The sequence below is a fragment of the Desulfobulbaceae bacterium genome, from assembly GCA_013792005.1.
Classification (GTDB): Bacteria; Desulfobacterota; Desulfobulbia; order Desulfobulbales; family VMSU01; genus VMSU01.
This window is the reverse complement of the sequence record VMSU01000038.1, coordinates 1-15,233: the sequence shown is the minus strand read 5'-3', so window position 1 is coordinate 15,233 and position 15,233 is coordinate 1. Positions and strand designations below refer to the sequence as shown.

The following is a 15,233-nucleotide window of genomic DNA, read 5'->3' as shown; positions in this document are numbered from 1 at the left end:
TCGCCCGTGGTCATGTTCTTGGTGGGGTAGAAGGAGAAGCAGCCGGTGCCAAAACTGCCCACTCTCCGACCATCTATGGCGGCCCCGTGAGCCTGGCAAGCATCCTCGATTACTATCAGGTTGTAGGCCGAGGCCAGTTTCAGGATGGCAGGCATATCGCAGGGATGGCCGTAGAGATGCACCGGCAGGATGGCCTTGGTCGCGGGAGTAATCGCGGCAACAACCGCCTCCGGATCCATAAGCCCCGTATCCTGCTCCACATCGACGAACACCGGCTTGGCACCGGTATGCAGAATGGCCGTGGCCGTGGCGATGAAGGTCATGGGTGTGGTGATCACCTCGTCGCCCGGACCGATATCTAGGGCCAGCAAGGCAAGATGCAAGGCGGCTGTGCAGGAATTGAGTCCCACGGAATGCGGTAGCCCGAGGTACTTGGAAAAGCCGGACTCAAACTGTGCTACCTGCACTCCGGTGGTTAGGAAGAGTCCCTTCAAGCATTCCAAAACGCCTTGCTGCTCTTCCTCTCCCAGTGCGTGACGATAAAATTCGACGTTCGTAATAGATTCATTGGACATAGATTTCTCACTTGGGATTCGAGGACGCGACTTCTGCAGTTCCTTGCGTTTTACGCCCCGGGCCGCAGACGGCTCTCCATAATAATATGCGTGTAGGGTAGACGCAACAGGTCATGTGTTATCCTGTAGTTCACATCAGGAAACACTGTCCGGGCAAGTTCTGCGTAGCCCTCAGCCGTGCGTTGGTTTCTTGCCCCTATCTAATGCAATAAGCAGGCGAGCAAAGGGGTGCTGGCCCGGCACCAGGCAGGAATCCACCGTCAGGCAGCGCCCACCGAAATTCAGGACCCTAGCCGCGAGGGCAAAGAAGCGTTCCGCCGGCTTCTGGTCCAGATGATGCAAAAGCCCCACTCCAAGGACCAGGTCGAAGTTGCTGAAGGCCCTGGGGGACATCTTCTCCAAAGCGCTACAATGAAAAACGGCCCGACGGCCATACCTCTGCCGGGCCGTGGTGATGTATTCCTCGCTTATATCCATACCCACATACTCCACCGTCACGGGCAGATATTCAAAGAGAGTGGCCGGACCGCATCCAATATCCAGGATACGCTGACCGGGGTAGGGAAGGATAGAGGTGTCGACGAATTGGCGATAGGCCCTTCTGGCGCCCAAAAAATCTTGGAGTAACTGGTAGGAGGATGAACTCGAGAGGATTCTCCGAAAGCCGCTGGTTATTTGCGCCACGTGTCCGCCCTCATGGTTTCGTTCCCGTGGCGATGATCGAGCTGCCCAATGGAGTCCCCCCCTTCATGGCGCGGCCTTCAATCGTCATGGCACCTGCCATGATCCTGTTGAGTAGAGGCGAAATCCGCAGGCTCTCTTTTCCAAGCCGAGCCGATCTTTTATTCAAAACCAGCCGACGCTGCACGTATAGAAGTAAGGCAGGGATAAACATGAAATAGTTAACCCTGGATTCGAAAAATCCTGCCTCCCGCAATTCTTCCTGTAACATATCCCTCTCGTAGCGCTTCACGTGCATGCTCTGCTCATCATATTCAGACCACAACGACTGAAGCGCAGGGACCGTGACTACAACACAGCCTCCGGGACGCAGGAAGTCCCGAGCCCGACGCAAGGCAGAAACAGGGTCTTGCAGATGCTCGATAACGTCGCCGAGCACCACGGCATCGAAGGTGCCGAACTGATCGGGAAGAACGTCGTCACGGGTCAGGTCAAATACCAAAGGAGAGACTCCTGGCGGCAGGAAGTCAATAAATGCGCTGTCACGGTCCGAAGCGACGATGTCAAAACCGACCTGGACGAGCCAGCCCCCAACAAGACAGCTGCCGCAGCCCAGTTCCAAGACTTTGGCCCTAGCGGAAGAGCCCAAGGCTCTTCGCAATGAACGTTCGATGACCATGTTGCGATGACGGAACCAGAAATGCCCGCGGCCCTGATGCAAGTTCTGCAGGCCATCCTCGGGGAATCCCGCCATGCTTCAGGCCCCACTTCCCACGATCATAACACCCACGGTAATTACGCCCACCCCGACAATCTTGTTCCAGGTAAAGGCTTCATGCAAAAAAATCATGGAAAGAATCATAACCAACATAAAATTCAGACTTAAAAAGGGAGCAACATAACTTAACTCAAATCGAGACAGTGCAGCAAACCAAAACAGACAACACAACAAAATACTGCCAATGCAGCTCCACCCCCAAGCCGTAAGGAAAAAGAAATGGAAGATAAATCCTACAAAATCAAGCTTTGAAAATAATTCCACGCTGCCCTTACTCATTCATATGGTATTTAAGAACAATATTCCCATTTGCGGATAAAAGCAGCGCCAGCGCCAGAGCAAGATAAAACCCCATCAATGTGCCTCCTCCATGCCCGCCCGGGTCAGCACCCGCACATGCTTCATCCACTCGATCTCCTGCCACCATGCCTCGTTGAGCATGTACCAGTCGATGGTCTGTCGCAGACCCTCGATAAATGGGCGGCCCTTCCCTCCGCAGCCCAAAATCCTCTGTGCCTTATCCGCGGAAGAGATATGCGAGGCAACCTGGCCAAGACGGTCGCCGATGTAAACGATAGCATCCATCGGCCGGTTCATCTCCCGAAGGACCATGTGGGCGATGTCCAAAATGCTGGTGGCCTCTCCTGAACCAATGTTGAAGACCTGGCCCACTACCGTCTCCAACGGAGCAAGGATTGCCGCCTCAATACGCTCGCAGGTGTCCTCCACATAAAGCCAGTCCCTTAATGCACTCCCGTCCCCATGAATGGTTAGAGGCTCTCCTCTAATTGCGGAAGTAATGAAGCGAGGAATGACCTTTTCGAGGTGCTGAAAGGGCCCGTACTGGTTGAAAGGGCGCAGGATGATGGACGGAATCCCGTAGGTCAGGTGATAGGAGTGCACAAGCCGGTCGGCCCCGCATTTGGCGGAGGCGTAAGGACTGCTGGGATTGAGGGGATGGTCCTCATCCATAGGGTCGGCATAGGCCGTGCCGTACACCTCCGAAGTGGAAATATGAACAAATCGTTCAACCCTGTCCTGAAACTTAAGCACTGCGTTGGCAAGAGTATGGGTACCAAGAACGTCGGTCTCGAAAAAATTGCGGCTTTCCAAGATGGAACGAGTGACATGCGTTTCTGCCGCAAAGTGCACGATGATATCCGCCTTTTCAGCCAATATATTCACGATTTCAATAGAGGTGACACTGCCGAGAAAAAAGGCGAACCGTTCCGAATCATTATAGATATATTCAGGAATATTTTTCAAACGGCCCGCGTAGGTCAGGTTGTCCAGAACGATGATCTTGTAGTCGGGATGCCGATCATACCAGAATCGAGTGAAGTTTGAGCCGATGAACCCGGCCCCACCCGTGATAAGAATGCTTTTCATTTTTACGACTCCTGCTCAACAAAGGAAAAAATTTCCACCTGATACTTATCAAGTTTTTCTCGTACGGTAGCATGATATTTTGGATTGATCGCCAAAAGGACGGCGTCGGCCTTGCCGATAGCCAACCATTCCGGCGCCACCACCTCGATTCCGTGTTTTCTGTTACCAAGACGCGATGGATCCTCGTCGATACAAGCCACAAGACTCCGCCCCCCCAAGGAAGTGAAGGCCAGCAGCAGCGTAACCACCTCGCTGGCCCCAAACAGGGCAATCCGCTTGCCAGGACGTAGTTCCAGCCAATTATCGGTCACCGTGAAACGAGTGAACCAAATATCCTTATTGCGAATAATCGAGACCAAATCCGGATATGGGGTAGCGTCCGCTGAAGGCATCTTTTCACAGACGAAAATCCCTATCCCGTGATTGATGGGATGAGTTACATCCGCATAAACCGTTGCGAAACCATGTCGCGCCAGAACCGCCTGGCAATGCCTGGAAGTGAAATGCCAAACATGCTCAGCAAAAAAAAGGTCATACCCGGGATAATCTTGAACGGGCAGGGTAAAGATGGCCCGACCGTCCTTACCGAGGGACTTATGGATCGCAGCAAGGAATGGCCCAGGAAACTCAACGTGTTCCAAGACGTTGAGGGCCAGGATGGCGTCGACTGGAGGCAGGGAGCGATCCCCGGAGACCAGCCCTTGTTCCACGGACAACCCCTTGACCTTGGCGAGTTCACAGGCCTGATGGCTCCCCTCCAAGCCGAAAAAACTCCGACCAGGGAATGCGTCGGCAAAACGGGCCAGCACGTTCCCCTCTCCGCAACCAATCTCTAAAAGTGTCTTAAAATTGCGGGGCAGATGAGGCAAAATCCATTCATAAAACACTTCTGAACGGGGGATCAATCGTCCCATGGAAAAAAAATGGTGTTCCTCTCGACCATGGGTGTTCAAAATATAGCTGTCGCCATACAGGTGGTCCAACTCCTCCGCCGACAAGACCCGCGCATTGGCGGCAACACCGCAACAGGGGCACATGATCTTGTGCAGGTGGCCGGGAACGATCCGCTGGTCGCCTGTCATCACCCGTCCCGTTCCAATATGGACGAGTTCTTCCCAGTCCATGGAACCGCAAGCAGGGCAAATGCGCTGCACGTCACGAGACACGCAAAACCTCCGGCACAGGACTGGAGAGCAAGATGTCCCGTGACTCCGATCCGCAGTTCATTAACAAATCCAAGGTCGAGAGGTGTGACTCAAAGCCCGACCATAATTGAGGATAAGGGGTATGCATATAGTCCTGAAAAATGACGTTTATCCCATGAGCGGCAAAGGGATCAAGATCAATGAAGTTTTGGGCCGACTTGCCATCATAAAGAATGTCCGCACCATGGTGCTTACATATGTTGATGATGGTCATGTTCCTGTCTTTTGTTCTATTCGGAATATCCGACGATTTGTGTTGCGGGGTGTCAATGCCTAAATGACGGCACAGCAGGTCGGTCAATGCATAGTTAAGATCAACAAGAAGTTCAAACGGAGATTGAAGGATATCGCAAAGTTCCGGAAAAATTGAGTCGAAATAAGGACTTTTTGCATACCAGGCGGAAATTTTTTGAATTAAACCTTCACTCCAATACGGAACCATGCCGATGCGGATCTCGTTGATCAAGCTAATCCCATACGAATGCTTGCCTACCGGCACCGTGACGGTCTGTATCCCGAACGGACTTTTCAAACGGTTCCGGTTCCTCCAGTCCTTTCGTGTATACTGGACATCGTCGAAATGGACAAACACATCGGCCCGGGCCATTTGCTCAAAATAGCCAAGCCAAGGCAAAAAACTTGGCTGGATAATGGCAATGCGTTTCATGAATCTCTCGATATTCGTCGAATGAGTTGAGCCGCATCCTCTATATCAGACACACCCATGGAGTGATCGACAAAAACATTCAGGCATTCCCTGGCAAACCGCTCGGCACCGGGGAATTGTCCCATGGCACGACGGCCATCAAATACTCGGTGGACAGGAGGAAACCATTTACTCGCCGGTACCCCCTGGCGGCGCAACCCCTCCAAAAGTCGGTCCCGGAGCGGCTCGGGCGCAAAAAACGTATAACGCCAATACGCATCACCCGGAACATGATGCCGGTGACGTAAGGGGGGGAAATTCAAGAGACTCCGCCATATTGACGCTTTTTCCCGTCGCGTGGCCAAGTTCCGGTCAAGATCCGCCATTCCCTCGGCAATTGACGTCAGCAGAGCTTCATCTGGCCGAAACAGCAGGTGTTGCAGATAAGCATTATACATTGCCCGGTACACCTCCGGTCGCCCTGCCATAGAATTCTGGCGCAGGGTCCACAAAACGGCCTGGAACTCCGCATCCGCCTGCCGGTGTTCGACGGAAAACAGCGGCATCCCGTCCAAAATACGATAGGCCTTCTCTTGGATCCCCTGATCCCGAACATATAGAGCTCCCCCAGCCTTTGCATCGACGATCTTCGCCTGCCCGAAACTGAAAATTGATGCGTCCCCGAATAAACCCAATGGATGCCCGTCCCATTTCGCACCCAGTGCGTTGCAGACATCCTCGATGAGAAATACACCCTTTTCATGAGCCCATTTTGCAATGGACTTGATATCCAAAGGGGTTCCGTAATTGTGCGTGGCCAAGCAGATGGATATGCCGGGACGATACGCCTCGCGTATGGTGTCGAGGGTAGCATTGCCGCTCATCGGGTCCACGTCGTGGAAGACAGGTATGAATCCTGCATGCAACACCACGGGAATAACGATTTCACAGATATTCACCGGCATCAGAACGTGCCTACCCCGGCCTGCGATAGACTTGAGCACGGCCCAAAGCGCCGAAGAACCGCGTCCGGTGAGCTGAGCTGATTCCGGCAAAACCGAGTTTGAATCAATCCTCATGGGTACAGGTCAGATTCTGACGGAAATCAAGGTTCCGATTCATGGTTTCGATCTTGTACGTGATGACCCCCAGTAAAAGAAACTGCAAGCCGGCCACGGCCAGCGCCGTGGTGAAGATCAGCAGGTTCGTAGACAAGGGGATTTGCCGGATTATCCCGTCCAATATGAGATAACCGGTACCAAGACTACCGGCACTCAGGCTCAGACATCCCACCAGCAGAAGGAAAATGAGTGATCTGCGGCCTGAAGAATAGCGCAGGATAGCCAGAATGAGCACCTCAAAAAGCTGAGTCAGACTATAGCTGCTACGGCGGACGGTGTTCGCATGAAACTCAACAGGAACCTGACGAATCCTGAACTTCATGTAGCTGAGGAGCATCGTGAAATTTTGGGCCAAGACATCGTTCTTGCATGCCCTGTTCAAGGCGTCCCGCTTGATGAGCAGGAATGTCGAAGCCGGGTCTTTCAGGTTAGAGCCCGCCACATGGTTAACAATCCAGGTGACGCCCCGGGAGCCGATCGTACGTAACAGACCCGAGGAACGGGTTTGACGCGCACCGCTGATGACGTCCCAAGCATCATCGTATTGCCCGGCCTCATAGAGCTTTTCCATGTCCTCGGGATAGACCTGAAGATCAGAATCCAGCAAAAAAACATGATCACCCGTGGCTTGCCGAAGCCCAAGAAGGGTTGCCGCCTGTTGGCCGACATTGCGTGCGAGATTGATTAAACGCAGTTGGGGATATCGATTTTCTAGATATTGCAGCCTCGGGAGCGTAAAATCCGTACTGCAGTCGTTGACCAGTATCATTTCGAATGAACCGCCAAGGCGGGTAAGGACAGCCACAGAGCGCTCCACGAACTCGTCGATGACCTTATCCTCATTGTAAACTGGGCTCACCATTGAGATATGCATCTTACTCCCGCCTCATATCACTTAATGTCAATGTAGAGTTCATCCATGTATCTCAGGATAAGGCGTTCTCTGATCTGCGGATCGCAGACTTTACCGAAGCCCAGCACATCCGTCAACCACATTTCTACGTCGTTAAATCCGCAATTCGCCCGAATAGCAGTGGTTCCGGAAAACCGCGCATTGATCTCCAAAACCAACGGTCCCTGTGGGCCGACCCTAAATTGAATATTGTTTGAGCCTACGAGGTTCGTCCGGCTGATAACATCCCGACAAAAATCAGCCAGTTTTGGGGCATGGATCAAACTCCGTGCTTGGTTCGTCATGCCAAACTTAAGGGTTCGCTGCATCACGATAACATAGATTTGTCCATCGGCGGCTCGATAGGTCCCGGCCGTATATTCTTCCTCATCCGGAAATATGTATGCTTGGAGAATAGGTAACGGCACCACGGGCAAATAATTTCTCAACGCCTCCCAGGTATCAATACGATAGATGTGACGCGATCCTCCCCCAACCCTTGGTTTGAGTACCAAAGGAAAGCCAAGCGTTCGCACGGCACATTCCACCGCCTCCTCCGTATCGGCACAAAAAGTTTCAGGGACGGGAATGCCTTGCGCCAGATACCACTGATGTGCCTCCCATTTGTCATTGAAGCGCCGAACCTCCTCCAGCGAATTAACCAGAATATGGCAGCCAAACCTCCGCAGAAAGGATTCCCGATGGAAGGCCAAAAGCTCAAACTCGACGTCAGCTGTGGGGATTATGGCCGCTAATTGGAACTCCTGAACCATGTCGCCGAGGGCCTTGAGGTACTCCTCTGGCCGAGCGGCCGATGGCACGGCACGAAAGATATCGCACCAGTACTTGCCGACAACTTCTTCACGGATGTCACAACCATGCAGACATACCGGGAAAGCGGTGAGCCTCGCCGCTTTTATCACGGCGCAAGCGAGTTCTGAACCTACGGCGGTTACAAGAAGGTTGACGGACTTCACACAGTTTCCGCTTCGAAAATCGCCTGGAGACCCCTAAATGCCGTTCCGATTTCTCCCAAGCTATGTGCGTCGCTGCCGATGGTCACTCGAGCATTCTCCTGAACGCAGATCCGAATCAGGCGGTCTAACGAGGAATGATAGCGGGAGTTCAGTTCAATAGCCACACCGTTTAAAGCGGCGGCACGGATCACGTCCACTGCGAGTTCCTCCGGAAAATCAATACAATACAAACCACAAGTGCCGCCAATATGGGCAATAGCGTCAATGATCTCATTATTCGACAACGCCAACAAGGTGGCGTATTCAAGTTCGATACATTCCTTGGCCGACAAATCCCTAACCCGACGCCCATCAAGGCCTGGATAGCGATGCGCTGTTCCAAGGATGAAATCACATGTGTCGAGCATTTCCGTGGTGAATTCAAGACCGCCCACGAAGTCGTTGGCCGGGGCCTCTACGCCTAGAATGACCTCTATTTCTCCGATGTAACGTTGCGCCGCCATCCTGACCTCATCCGCGTATTGCGTAAACCATCCTTTTCTTTTGGCCTTCCATGGTTCAGTATGCTCGGTAAAGATAATCCGTGACAGTCCTTGATCCAGCGCCCGTTCGACACAATCGAGGACACTCGCTTCGCCATCGGTAAAAAGTGTATGAACGTGGCATTCCCAGGCGGGAACGCCATGCACGAGTTCACCTGCCGGAATAGAGAAAGCGTTCCGGCTAATCTGCCCCGGCATCCGCCCAGTCCTCCACTCTACCCCCAAGAGCAACTCTGCCTCCAAGGCCTACATGGGCTCCGGTTCCTATAAAAGCACCGTTGCCGATCAGTGCCCCGGCACCGATCAGGGAAAAAGCACCAATGCTGACATTTTGGTTAACGTTTACATGACTCAAAAGGCAAGCACCGTTGTGAACCACCGACCCGGCCAAAACCGTGGAGAAAGGGCCAATGATCACCCCGTCACCGATGGAAGCTGATCCCGAAATAACGCAAGACGGATCGATGATCGAGGGAAAGACGAATCCCCCCAGACGCTTGCGCTCGTAAATTACCTTGCGGGCCGCAGGAGAACCGATGCCAAGGGCAATGGGCGTGCCCGGTTTCACGTCCTCCACTTTGCCAAGCACAGGGACTCCGTTGCTCAAGGTTATTTCCGGATAACGCTCATCGAACTGGCCGAGAACGTCAAAGCCCGGAAGCCGTCGGATGATGTCCACGATAAAGGCGGCAAGCGTGCCCGCGCCGATAATGCCTATTTTCATGCCGTTATCCTCGTCCTTAGCGGTCAGGCTTTCTGGGTTTGATCAACCTGCCTCACTAATTTTCACGCCAAGAATTGCAGACAACCAACCACGTAGAGAATTTTTCAAAATAAAATCTTCTGAGAGAGGAGGCAACTCTGAATCCAAAAAATCATTTGAAACAATAGGAGTTACTCTATCAATAACGTGAATCCTGGTAGCGTCATAAAAATCTTGCCCTAAGATTGACTTATTAGTCGTAATCAATTTTTTCCCTGAAGCAATGACCTCAAAAGTACGCATTGTTAAACCAGTTTGGTTCGGGTGTTCTATGTCAAGGACTGCGGCACAATTATTAATATGATTAACCAAAGTCTCGGTCGAAATTGGTTTAAAAATCAGACGATCATCCCCAAGCTTTCTCAAATGCTTATCAATCAATCTTCGAAGAGCAAGCTCAATGCGACTTCTTACAAACAAGAAGTAATTAAATCGAACTTGCTGATCTAGCGTTGACAGTAGGCGAGATATTACTCGTGGACGGTCACCATTAAGGGTCCCAACAAAGAATATACCTTTACCTTCAGAAGTATTTCCGTTTGTAAGGTATTTATCCAAGAAAAATAGTGGCCGAAACGTAAATTGAGGAAAATCCTTACAATCAGAGGGATCAAAACTGTAATAATCATCAAAAAAAGGGAACTTCAATTCGATATGTTTACAATTCGACAGACTATCCCACAGATAGAGAATAAACTGTGCATTCTGATATCGAGATCGAAGTTTTTTTAAGAAATTTGGAGAAATCCCCTCTCCTTTTATAATAAGAATGATGTCACATTGCTTTGGGGCAATTTTTTCAAGCCATGGAAAAAAGAACAAATCTGAGAAGCGCCAAGCCAACTTTGGAAAAATCCGAAGAAGGGCGATTATCCACCCATGCTCCACCGGCCTAACACTACGATACGTTACCTCTGCCCCCATATTCTTCATCTCACGAAGAATTTCTTGCTCATAGCCAAAGGTTTTTGGACAAAATAAAATAATTTTTTTCCCTAATAGCGACAAATTTGTCATTTAAACTCCCCAACCACATTAGGCAGACACATTACTACTCCACCGCTCAGGAGAAAGACTTTTGTTTGTAGCGTTTCAACCTTACCTCCGGTGCATTCGAATTTTGGCTTAATTTCATTCCCATCGTATGGATTCCAGCAAATGGTGTTCATCTTCTCAATAGCTCGTTTATCATCAGTTTCATTTGTAATGTTTTCGCTGTAATTGACCAACGAGTCTGCAAGCTCCAACAATTCTCTAAATTATTCAGACCGACTTACTTGCCTCGTGTTGTTTGACAATGCGCGCAGGAATCCCGGCTACCGTCACGCCTGCTGGAACATCTTCGATCACAACGGCATTAGCTGCGATACGGGCACCATCGCCAAGCACAACCCCTCCAAGTACCTTAGCACCCGCACCAACGATGACGTTATTACCAACCACGGGACGCGCCGACCCGGAATAGCCTAAATCTATCTCGCGTGCTCCGAATGTAACGTTATGGTAAATAATCGCATTTTCGCCTATAGAGACTGCGCCAATAACCGTACCCTGCGTGTGGGGAAGATAGAGCCCCTTGCCGATCTTACAGCGCATGGCTATTTCCAACCCAAAGACAACAAAGTTGATTAGTGCCAGCATCTTAGCCAGGGGAGTCAGTTTCAACTCATAACAACTGTGCGAGAATCGATAAAGAATAACCGGCACAAACCGCGGGGAAAATAGAGAAAAAAAAAGCCTCCACATTGTCGGATTTTTTCCGATTTGCTCACTAAAATAATATTGCCGTCCTAAATCTGCCAGCAAAGTTTCGCGTAAGCTCATTCCATCATCCGGCGCTTTCTCAGTTCTTCATTAGCCTTATCTAGGCCGTCATCGGGTAATGGTTGGGACAAGACCCAATCCACGAATTGATCCAGTCCTTTGTCTATGCTTATTTCAGGTGAATATCCCAATAAGGTTGAAGCTTGAGTTAAATCCGCATAGCAATGTCGGATATCACCAAGCCTGTATTGCCCCGTTACCTCGGGGCGAATCTTTCCATCCAGCTTATCAACTAACAAATTAGCAATGTCCATCACAGAAGTAGGTTTTCCTTCGCCAATGTTAATAATTCTTCCATTCACCGCATCTGACGTTAACGCTAAACGAAATGCACGGGCAACGTCATTCACATGAACAAAATCACGGCTTTCCAGTCCATCTTCAAAGATCGGCAAATTCATACCCCGGCGAATCCTCGTTGAGAATATGGAAAGAATACCTGTGTATGGATTATGTAAAGACTGACCTGCTCCATAGACATTCTGAAGACGCAGCACAACAGTATCGATGTTGAAGGCAGCACCGGAGATCCGAACAATATCTTCCTGGGCAAGTTTGGTTGCTGCGTAGATTGAGGCCGGACTGGGAGGGGTACTCTCCGATGTCGGGGTTAGAAAAATAGAGCCGTGGCAGAGGGGGCAACGAGGATCCCATTGACCCGCTTGAAACTCCTTTAATGTGCGAGGCGAAGGGAATACCATTCCGTGCTCCTCGCAGAGGTAAGCCCCTTCGCCATATATCGAACGAGATGACGCCAAGACTATTTTCTTGATCGAATGCTGCTCGTTGGCAAGAATATCCATAAGTGATGCGGTAGCCTGCGAATTAACAGCATTATAATGAGCTACCTGATACATGGATTGGGCGGTTCCCGTTTCAGCCGCCAAGTGAATAACAGCATCTGCCTCGAGCAAAGCAACCTTCAGCAGGGAGACATCTCTCACATCGCCACGCATAATTTCTACTTGCGGCGCATTAAAAACTTCATTCTCGATGGATGGCAATACACCATGTATCTGAGGGCTGAGGTTATCAAAAAGCGTTACGTTCCAACCGTGGCGAATAAGATCCTTCGTTACGTTCAGGCCGATAAATCCCAGCCCGCCTGTGATCAAACAAGTTTTACTCCTTCTTTCCATTAAACTCTCCGTGATTATAGTTTAGACCGAACTTTTCAAGCGGACAAAGTCCGTCGATACACCTCTTCATGACGTTTGGCACAGATGGACACGTCCAGCATGGCCTTCGCCCGATGACGTGCTTCCTGCCCAAAGGAATGGCGTAATTCCGGATCACCAATAAGCATTTCAACTTTTTGAGCCAAGGCAGCAGGATTACGGGTCGGAACCACGAATCCTGATTTTCCATTTTCAATAATAACGGGGATATCGCCAACATCCGTGGATACGATGGCTCTGGCCATGGACATTGCCTCCCAAACAACAGTCGGCGAAGCTTCGTACACTGACGAGCAGACAAAGACATCGGTTGCGCCCAAGACGTTTATTATATCAGACCGAAAGCCATGCCAATGAAGATTTCTCACCTGCAGTTGACTTGCCAATTCCTTCAGGCCATCAACGTATTTCTGTTGGTTTGTATAGCACCGGCCAACAATGTGAAAGGCAACGTCATTCCTCTTGGCGGAAAGCAAGCCCGCCATCTCGATGAAATACTCAACCCCTTTGACCGGGGTAATATTGGAGATAAAAACCACCCGGAGACACTGATCAGGTTCAAACACGTCGGTGGCCAGGGGCTTGTCTGGATCCAGCCGTTGAGTGTCCACGGGGGCCTGAATTATCATACTAGGTATCTTCTTGAGCAAGTTATTGTTCAAGTAATATGTCTGTACCCGCTGACTAGCCAATATAAAAAAATCAGCGATCATTGATGAAAGTATGTTGAAAACCCCTTTCACTATTGAAGGCATTTTGGTGTCATTAAGGTGCCACAAGACCTTAATTCCCGCCAACCAGGCGGCCAAGGGGGCCTTGATTTGCCAGGAACCATTACAGTGGGCCAGATCAATGGCATCTTTTCTCAATCGTTTCACTAGATCAAAAACATCCGGAAAAAAATAGATAAAATACAAGATTAAAGCCTTTAGGGCCAATGTAGGGCGTCTGAGTTTCAGCAAACGATAATTAATGCCGTGTTCATTGAGTCTCTGCTCGAAGAACTCGGAATCTTGCCGCGGGAAGTAGACGATCGTTTCAATACCCCGCCCCTTCAAGTGGGCAGCAACCTGTACAATCCTGTTGTGCTGGCCGCTGAAACGCCCCTCTTCCATTAGGTTAGCTACTCGTATCGGCCTGTTGCTTTCAATATTTTTCTTCAATGTCTGACCTGTTTGGGAATAGAGGTGCGTCCTTCTATTTCATGTGAGGATGTTTTATCCATTTCTGCTGAAAATATTTACCATCACGGGGTAAAGCTTTTTTCATATTAGCGGGGTTGCCAGCTAACATGGCATATTGGATACCGGAATAATCTTTTGTAAGAACAGACCCCATGCCAACAAAACAGTAGGAATCAACCTTGGCGCCAGGTACAAAATTACAATTTGAGCCGATATAGCACCAATCACCTATTGCTATAGGCTTTACATAATCAATGGGATCGATCCCTTTGGAATGAGTAAAGAAAACAGATTGTATTCCGGCAACGATTGTATTGCTACCGATGGAAATCGGACTGCAAAGATCAAAATAATGCCTTAATGAAATGGACGAACAATCTCCTAAAGTAAGTCGACCATCAAAGGCATTACTACTGGTAAAATAATTCCAACGGTTAATTCTCGATCCCTGGCCCATGGTCAATTTTTTAATTTTATTAAAAACATTACCATGCCCGATATAACTATTATCAGCGAGTTTGAGATGCTCCACATCAAGCAAACTAAAGCCGATATAGCAGTTAGTGCCAATGCTATGCCCCATCCTGTTTAAAATTTTTATTTTTAAACAAGATGGAAGAAGCATAAGGAGTATGCTAGATTTCAAGCCCATATTGCACTTCCTATTGTATACTGGTATAGAGCGAGACTATTTTCTGTAATTTTTTGGCAACTGCCAAACATGAGTAATCTTCCCTTGATTTATTGATATTATTACTACTCATCGATTCATAAATATTTTGATCGTTAATAAGTTGATTAAGGTCTGAAACAAATTGGTCATAGTTTTCGATGTCGAAGAAAAGTGCATTTTCTCCGTTCTTAAGTATATCTTTAAAATTTGGATATGAGTTTACCATGATAGGAAGTCCAAAATACATGGCCTCCAACAAGACGTTGGGGAGTCCATCGAAGGTCGAGCAGTAGAGAAAAATGTCCGCCGATTCATAAAACAAACGCACATCCTTTACAAAGCCATGAGCCTTGACAGTAAATCGATCAGTGCAATATTTTTTAATATCATCATTGAGCTTGGACAAGTAAAAACCATCTCCCAGTATATCAAAATTTATTTTTACTTCTTCACTGCCATCTCTAGCAAATCGTGACAAGGCATTAAGAAAAAACAACAGTCCATGATACTTTTCAGGAAATGCCAAATTAGTAACGGTTAGCAAGTTGATCGTTTTACTACTTCCTAATCTTGCTCTAGGCAGGGTATCCTGTTCTCTCTCTATGAATTGCGGAGCAACCTGCACCTTCACCTTCCGCAGTGTATATTTAGAGATCTCTTCTTTAAGTTGATTATGAACTATAATTATGCCATCAGCGATATTCAAGGCGATAATATTAACAACAATATTAACACAATAAAGTAAATATTCCTTCCTGGAATTGTACCTTCCGTTTTTCAAAAAAGAAATTAATGGAGCTACAAG

At 49.1% G+C, this 15,233-nt stretch carries 19 protein-coding genes; all 19 read right to left on the bottom strand.

What is annotated here, in order from left to right; genetic code table 11:
* A partial coding sequence (locus FP815_02340) for a DegT/DnrJ/EryC1/StrS aminotransferase family protein (protein MBA3013772.1) occupies nucleotides 1-575 on the bottom strand: 575 nt, incomplete at its 3' end.
* Between the two features lie 171 nt (nucleotides 576-746).
* Nucleotides 747-1,259, bottom strand: coding sequence for a class I SAM-dependent methyltransferase (locus FP815_02335; GenBank protein ID MBA3013771.1), 513 nt, complete (start codon nucleotides 1,257-1,259; stop codon nucleotides 747-749).
* A gap of 10 nt (nucleotides 1,260-1,269) precedes the next feature.
* Complete coding sequence (locus FP815_02330; GenBank protein MBA3013770.1) at nucleotides 1,270-2,010, bottom strand: class I SAM-dependent methyltransferase; 741 nt, start codon at nucleotides 2,008-2,010, stop codon at nucleotides 1,270-1,272.
* Nucleotides 2,011-2,013: 3 nt separating this feature from the next.
* Entirely contained in the window at nucleotides 2,014-2,313 is a 300-nt protein-coding gene (locus tag FP815_02325; protein MBA3013769.1) for an EamA family transporter, read from the bottom strand.
* Nucleotides 2,314-2,388: 75 nt separating this feature from the next.
* Entirely contained in the window at nucleotides 2,389-3,423 is a 1,035-nt protein-coding gene (locus FP815_02320; protein MBA3013768.1) for an NAD-dependent epimerase/dehydratase family protein, read from the bottom strand.
* A 2-nt stretch (nucleotides 3,424-3,425) separates the two neighbouring features.
* Complete coding sequence (locus FP815_02315; GenBank protein MBA3013767.1) at nucleotides 3,426-4,589, bottom strand: methyltransferase; 1,164 nt, start codon at nucleotides 4,587-4,589, stop codon at nucleotides 3,426-3,428.
* Nucleotides 4,579-5,295, bottom strand: a complete 717-nt coding sequence (locus tag FP815_02310; GenBank protein ID MBA3013766.1) for a WbqC family protein — start codon at nucleotides 5,293-5,295, stop codon at nucleotides 4,579-4,581. The genes FP815_02315 and FP815_02310 overlap by 11 nt, the downstream gene beginning before the upstream one ends.
* Nucleotides 5,292-6,353, bottom strand: coding sequence for a hypothetical protein (locus FP815_02305; protein MBA3013765.1), 1,062 nt, complete (start codon nucleotides 6,351-6,353; stop codon nucleotides 5,292-5,294). The genes FP815_02310 and FP815_02305 overlap by 4 nt, the downstream gene beginning before the upstream one ends.
* On the bottom strand, nucleotides 6,343-7,269 hold the full coding sequence (locus FP815_02300) for a glycosyltransferase (protein MBA3013764.1): 927 nt from the start codon (nucleotides 7,267-7,269) through the stop codon (nucleotides 6,343-6,345). Before FP815_02300 ends, FP815_02305 begins: the two co-directional genes overlap by 11 nt.
* A 17-nt stretch (nucleotides 7,270-7,286) precedes the next feature.
* The gene (locus FP815_02295; GenBank protein MBA3013763.1) at nucleotides 7,287-8,264 is read right to left on the bottom strand and encodes an ATP-grasp domain-containing protein; all 978 of its coding nucleotides are present in this window, start codon (nucleotides 8,262-8,264) and stop codon (nucleotides 7,287-7,289) included.
* Nucleotides 8,261-9,004 (bottom strand): PHP domain-containing protein, encoded by a 744-nt coding sequence (locus FP815_02290; GenBank protein ID MBA3013762.1) that lies wholly within the window; start codon nucleotides 9,002-9,004, stop codon nucleotides 8,261-8,263. Before FP815_02290 ends, FP815_02295 begins: the two co-directional genes overlap by 4 nt.
* Nucleotides 8,988-9,530 (bottom strand): hypothetical protein, encoded by a 543-nt coding sequence (locus tag FP815_02285; protein ID MBA3013761.1) that lies wholly within the window; start codon nucleotides 9,528-9,530, stop codon nucleotides 8,988-8,990. The genes FP815_02290 and FP815_02285 overlap by 17 nt, the downstream gene beginning before the upstream one ends.
* A 42-nt stretch (nucleotides 9,531-9,572) precedes the next feature.
* On the bottom strand, nucleotides 9,573-10,586 hold the full coding sequence (locus tag FP815_02280; protein MBA3013760.1) for a hypothetical protein: 1,014 nt from the start codon (nucleotides 10,584-10,586) through the stop codon (nucleotides 9,573-9,575).
* Entirely contained in the window at nucleotides 10,583-10,816 is a 234-nt protein-coding gene (locus tag FP815_02275; GenBank protein ID MBA3013759.1) for a hypothetical protein, read from the bottom strand. The genes FP815_02280 and FP815_02275 overlap by 4 nt, the downstream gene beginning before the upstream one ends.
* 16 nt (nucleotides 10,817-10,832) lie before the next feature.
* Nucleotides 10,833-11,393 (bottom strand): serine acetyltransferase, encoded by a 561-nt coding sequence (locus tag FP815_02270; protein MBA3013758.1) that lies wholly within the window; start codon nucleotides 11,391-11,393, stop codon nucleotides 10,833-10,835.
* On the bottom strand, nucleotides 11,390-12,532 hold the full coding sequence (locus tag FP815_02265; GenBank protein ID MBA3013757.1) for an NAD-dependent epimerase/dehydratase family protein: 1,143 nt from the start codon (nucleotides 12,530-12,532) through the stop codon (nucleotides 11,390-11,392). Before FP815_02265 ends, FP815_02270 begins: the two co-directional genes overlap by 4 nt.
* Nucleotides 12,533-12,567: 35 nt before the next feature.
* Nucleotides 12,568-13,734 (bottom strand): glycosyltransferase family 4 protein, encoded by a 1,167-nt coding sequence (locus FP815_02260; GenBank protein ID MBA3013756.1) that lies wholly within the window; start codon nucleotides 13,732-13,734, stop codon nucleotides 12,568-12,570.
* A 34-nt stretch (nucleotides 13,735-13,768) separates the two neighbouring features.
* Nucleotides 13,769-14,407 (bottom strand): hypothetical protein, encoded by a 639-nt coding sequence (locus FP815_02255; GenBank protein MBA3013755.1) that lies wholly within the window; start codon nucleotides 14,405-14,407, stop codon nucleotides 13,769-13,771.
* A 10-nt stretch (nucleotides 14,408-14,417) separates the two neighbouring features.
* A partial coding sequence (locus FP815_02250; GenBank protein MBA3013754.1) for a glycosyltransferase family 4 protein occupies nucleotides 14,418-15,233 on the bottom strand: 816 nt, incomplete at its 5' end.

What these genes read in the sequence shown, in the direction of transcription:
- FP815_02330 (MBA3013770.1), bottom strand. Translation starts at nt 2,010, where the DNA reads ATGGCGGGATTCCCCGAGGATGGCCTGCAGAACTTGCATCAGGGCCGC.
- FP815_02325 (MBA3013769.1), bottom strand. Translation starts at nt 2,313, where the DNA reads ATGAGTAAGGGCAGCGTGGAATTATTTTCAAAGCTTGATTTTGTAGGA.
- FP815_02320 (MBA3013768.1), bottom strand. Translation starts at nt 3,423, where the DNA reads ATGAAAAGCATTCTTATCACGGGTGGGGCCGGGTTCATCGGCTCAAAC.
- FP815_02310 (MBA3013766.1), bottom strand. Translation starts at nt 5,295, where the DNA reads ATGAAACGCATTGCCATTATCCAGCCAAGTTTTTTGCCTTGGCTTGGC.
- FP815_02305 (MBA3013765.1), bottom strand. Translation starts at nt 6,353, where the DNA reads ATGAGGATTGATTCAAACTCGGTTTTGCCGGAATCAGCTCAGCTCACC.
- FP815_02300 (MBA3013764.1), bottom strand. Translation starts at nt 7,269, where the DNA reads ATGCATATCTCAATGGTGAGCCCAGTTTACAATGAGGATAAGGTCATC.
- FP815_02290 (MBA3013762.1), bottom strand. Translation starts at nt 9,004, where the DNA reads ATGCCGGGGCAGATTAGCCGGAACGCTTTCTCTATTCCGGCAGGTGAA.
- FP815_02285 (MBA3013761.1), bottom strand. Translation starts at nt 9,530, where the DNA reads ATGAAAATAGGCATTATCGGCGCGGGCACGCTTGCCGCCTTTATCGTG.
- FP815_02280 (MBA3013760.1), bottom strand. Translation starts at nt 10,586, where the DNA reads ATGACAAATTTGTCGCTATTAGGGAAAAAAATTATTTTATTTTGTCCA.
- FP815_02270 (MBA3013758.1), bottom strand. Translation starts at nt 11,393, where the DNA reads ATGAGCTTACGCGAAACTTTGCTGGCAGATTTAGGACGGCAATATTAT.
- FP815_02265 (MBA3013757.1), bottom strand. Translation starts at nt 12,532, where the DNA reads ATGGAAAGAAGGAGTAAAACTTGTTTGATCACAGGCGGGCTGGGATTT.
- FP815_02255 (MBA3013755.1), bottom strand. Translation starts at nt 14,407, where the DNA reads ATGGGCTTGAAATCTAGCATACTCCTTATGCTTCTTCCATCTTGTTTA.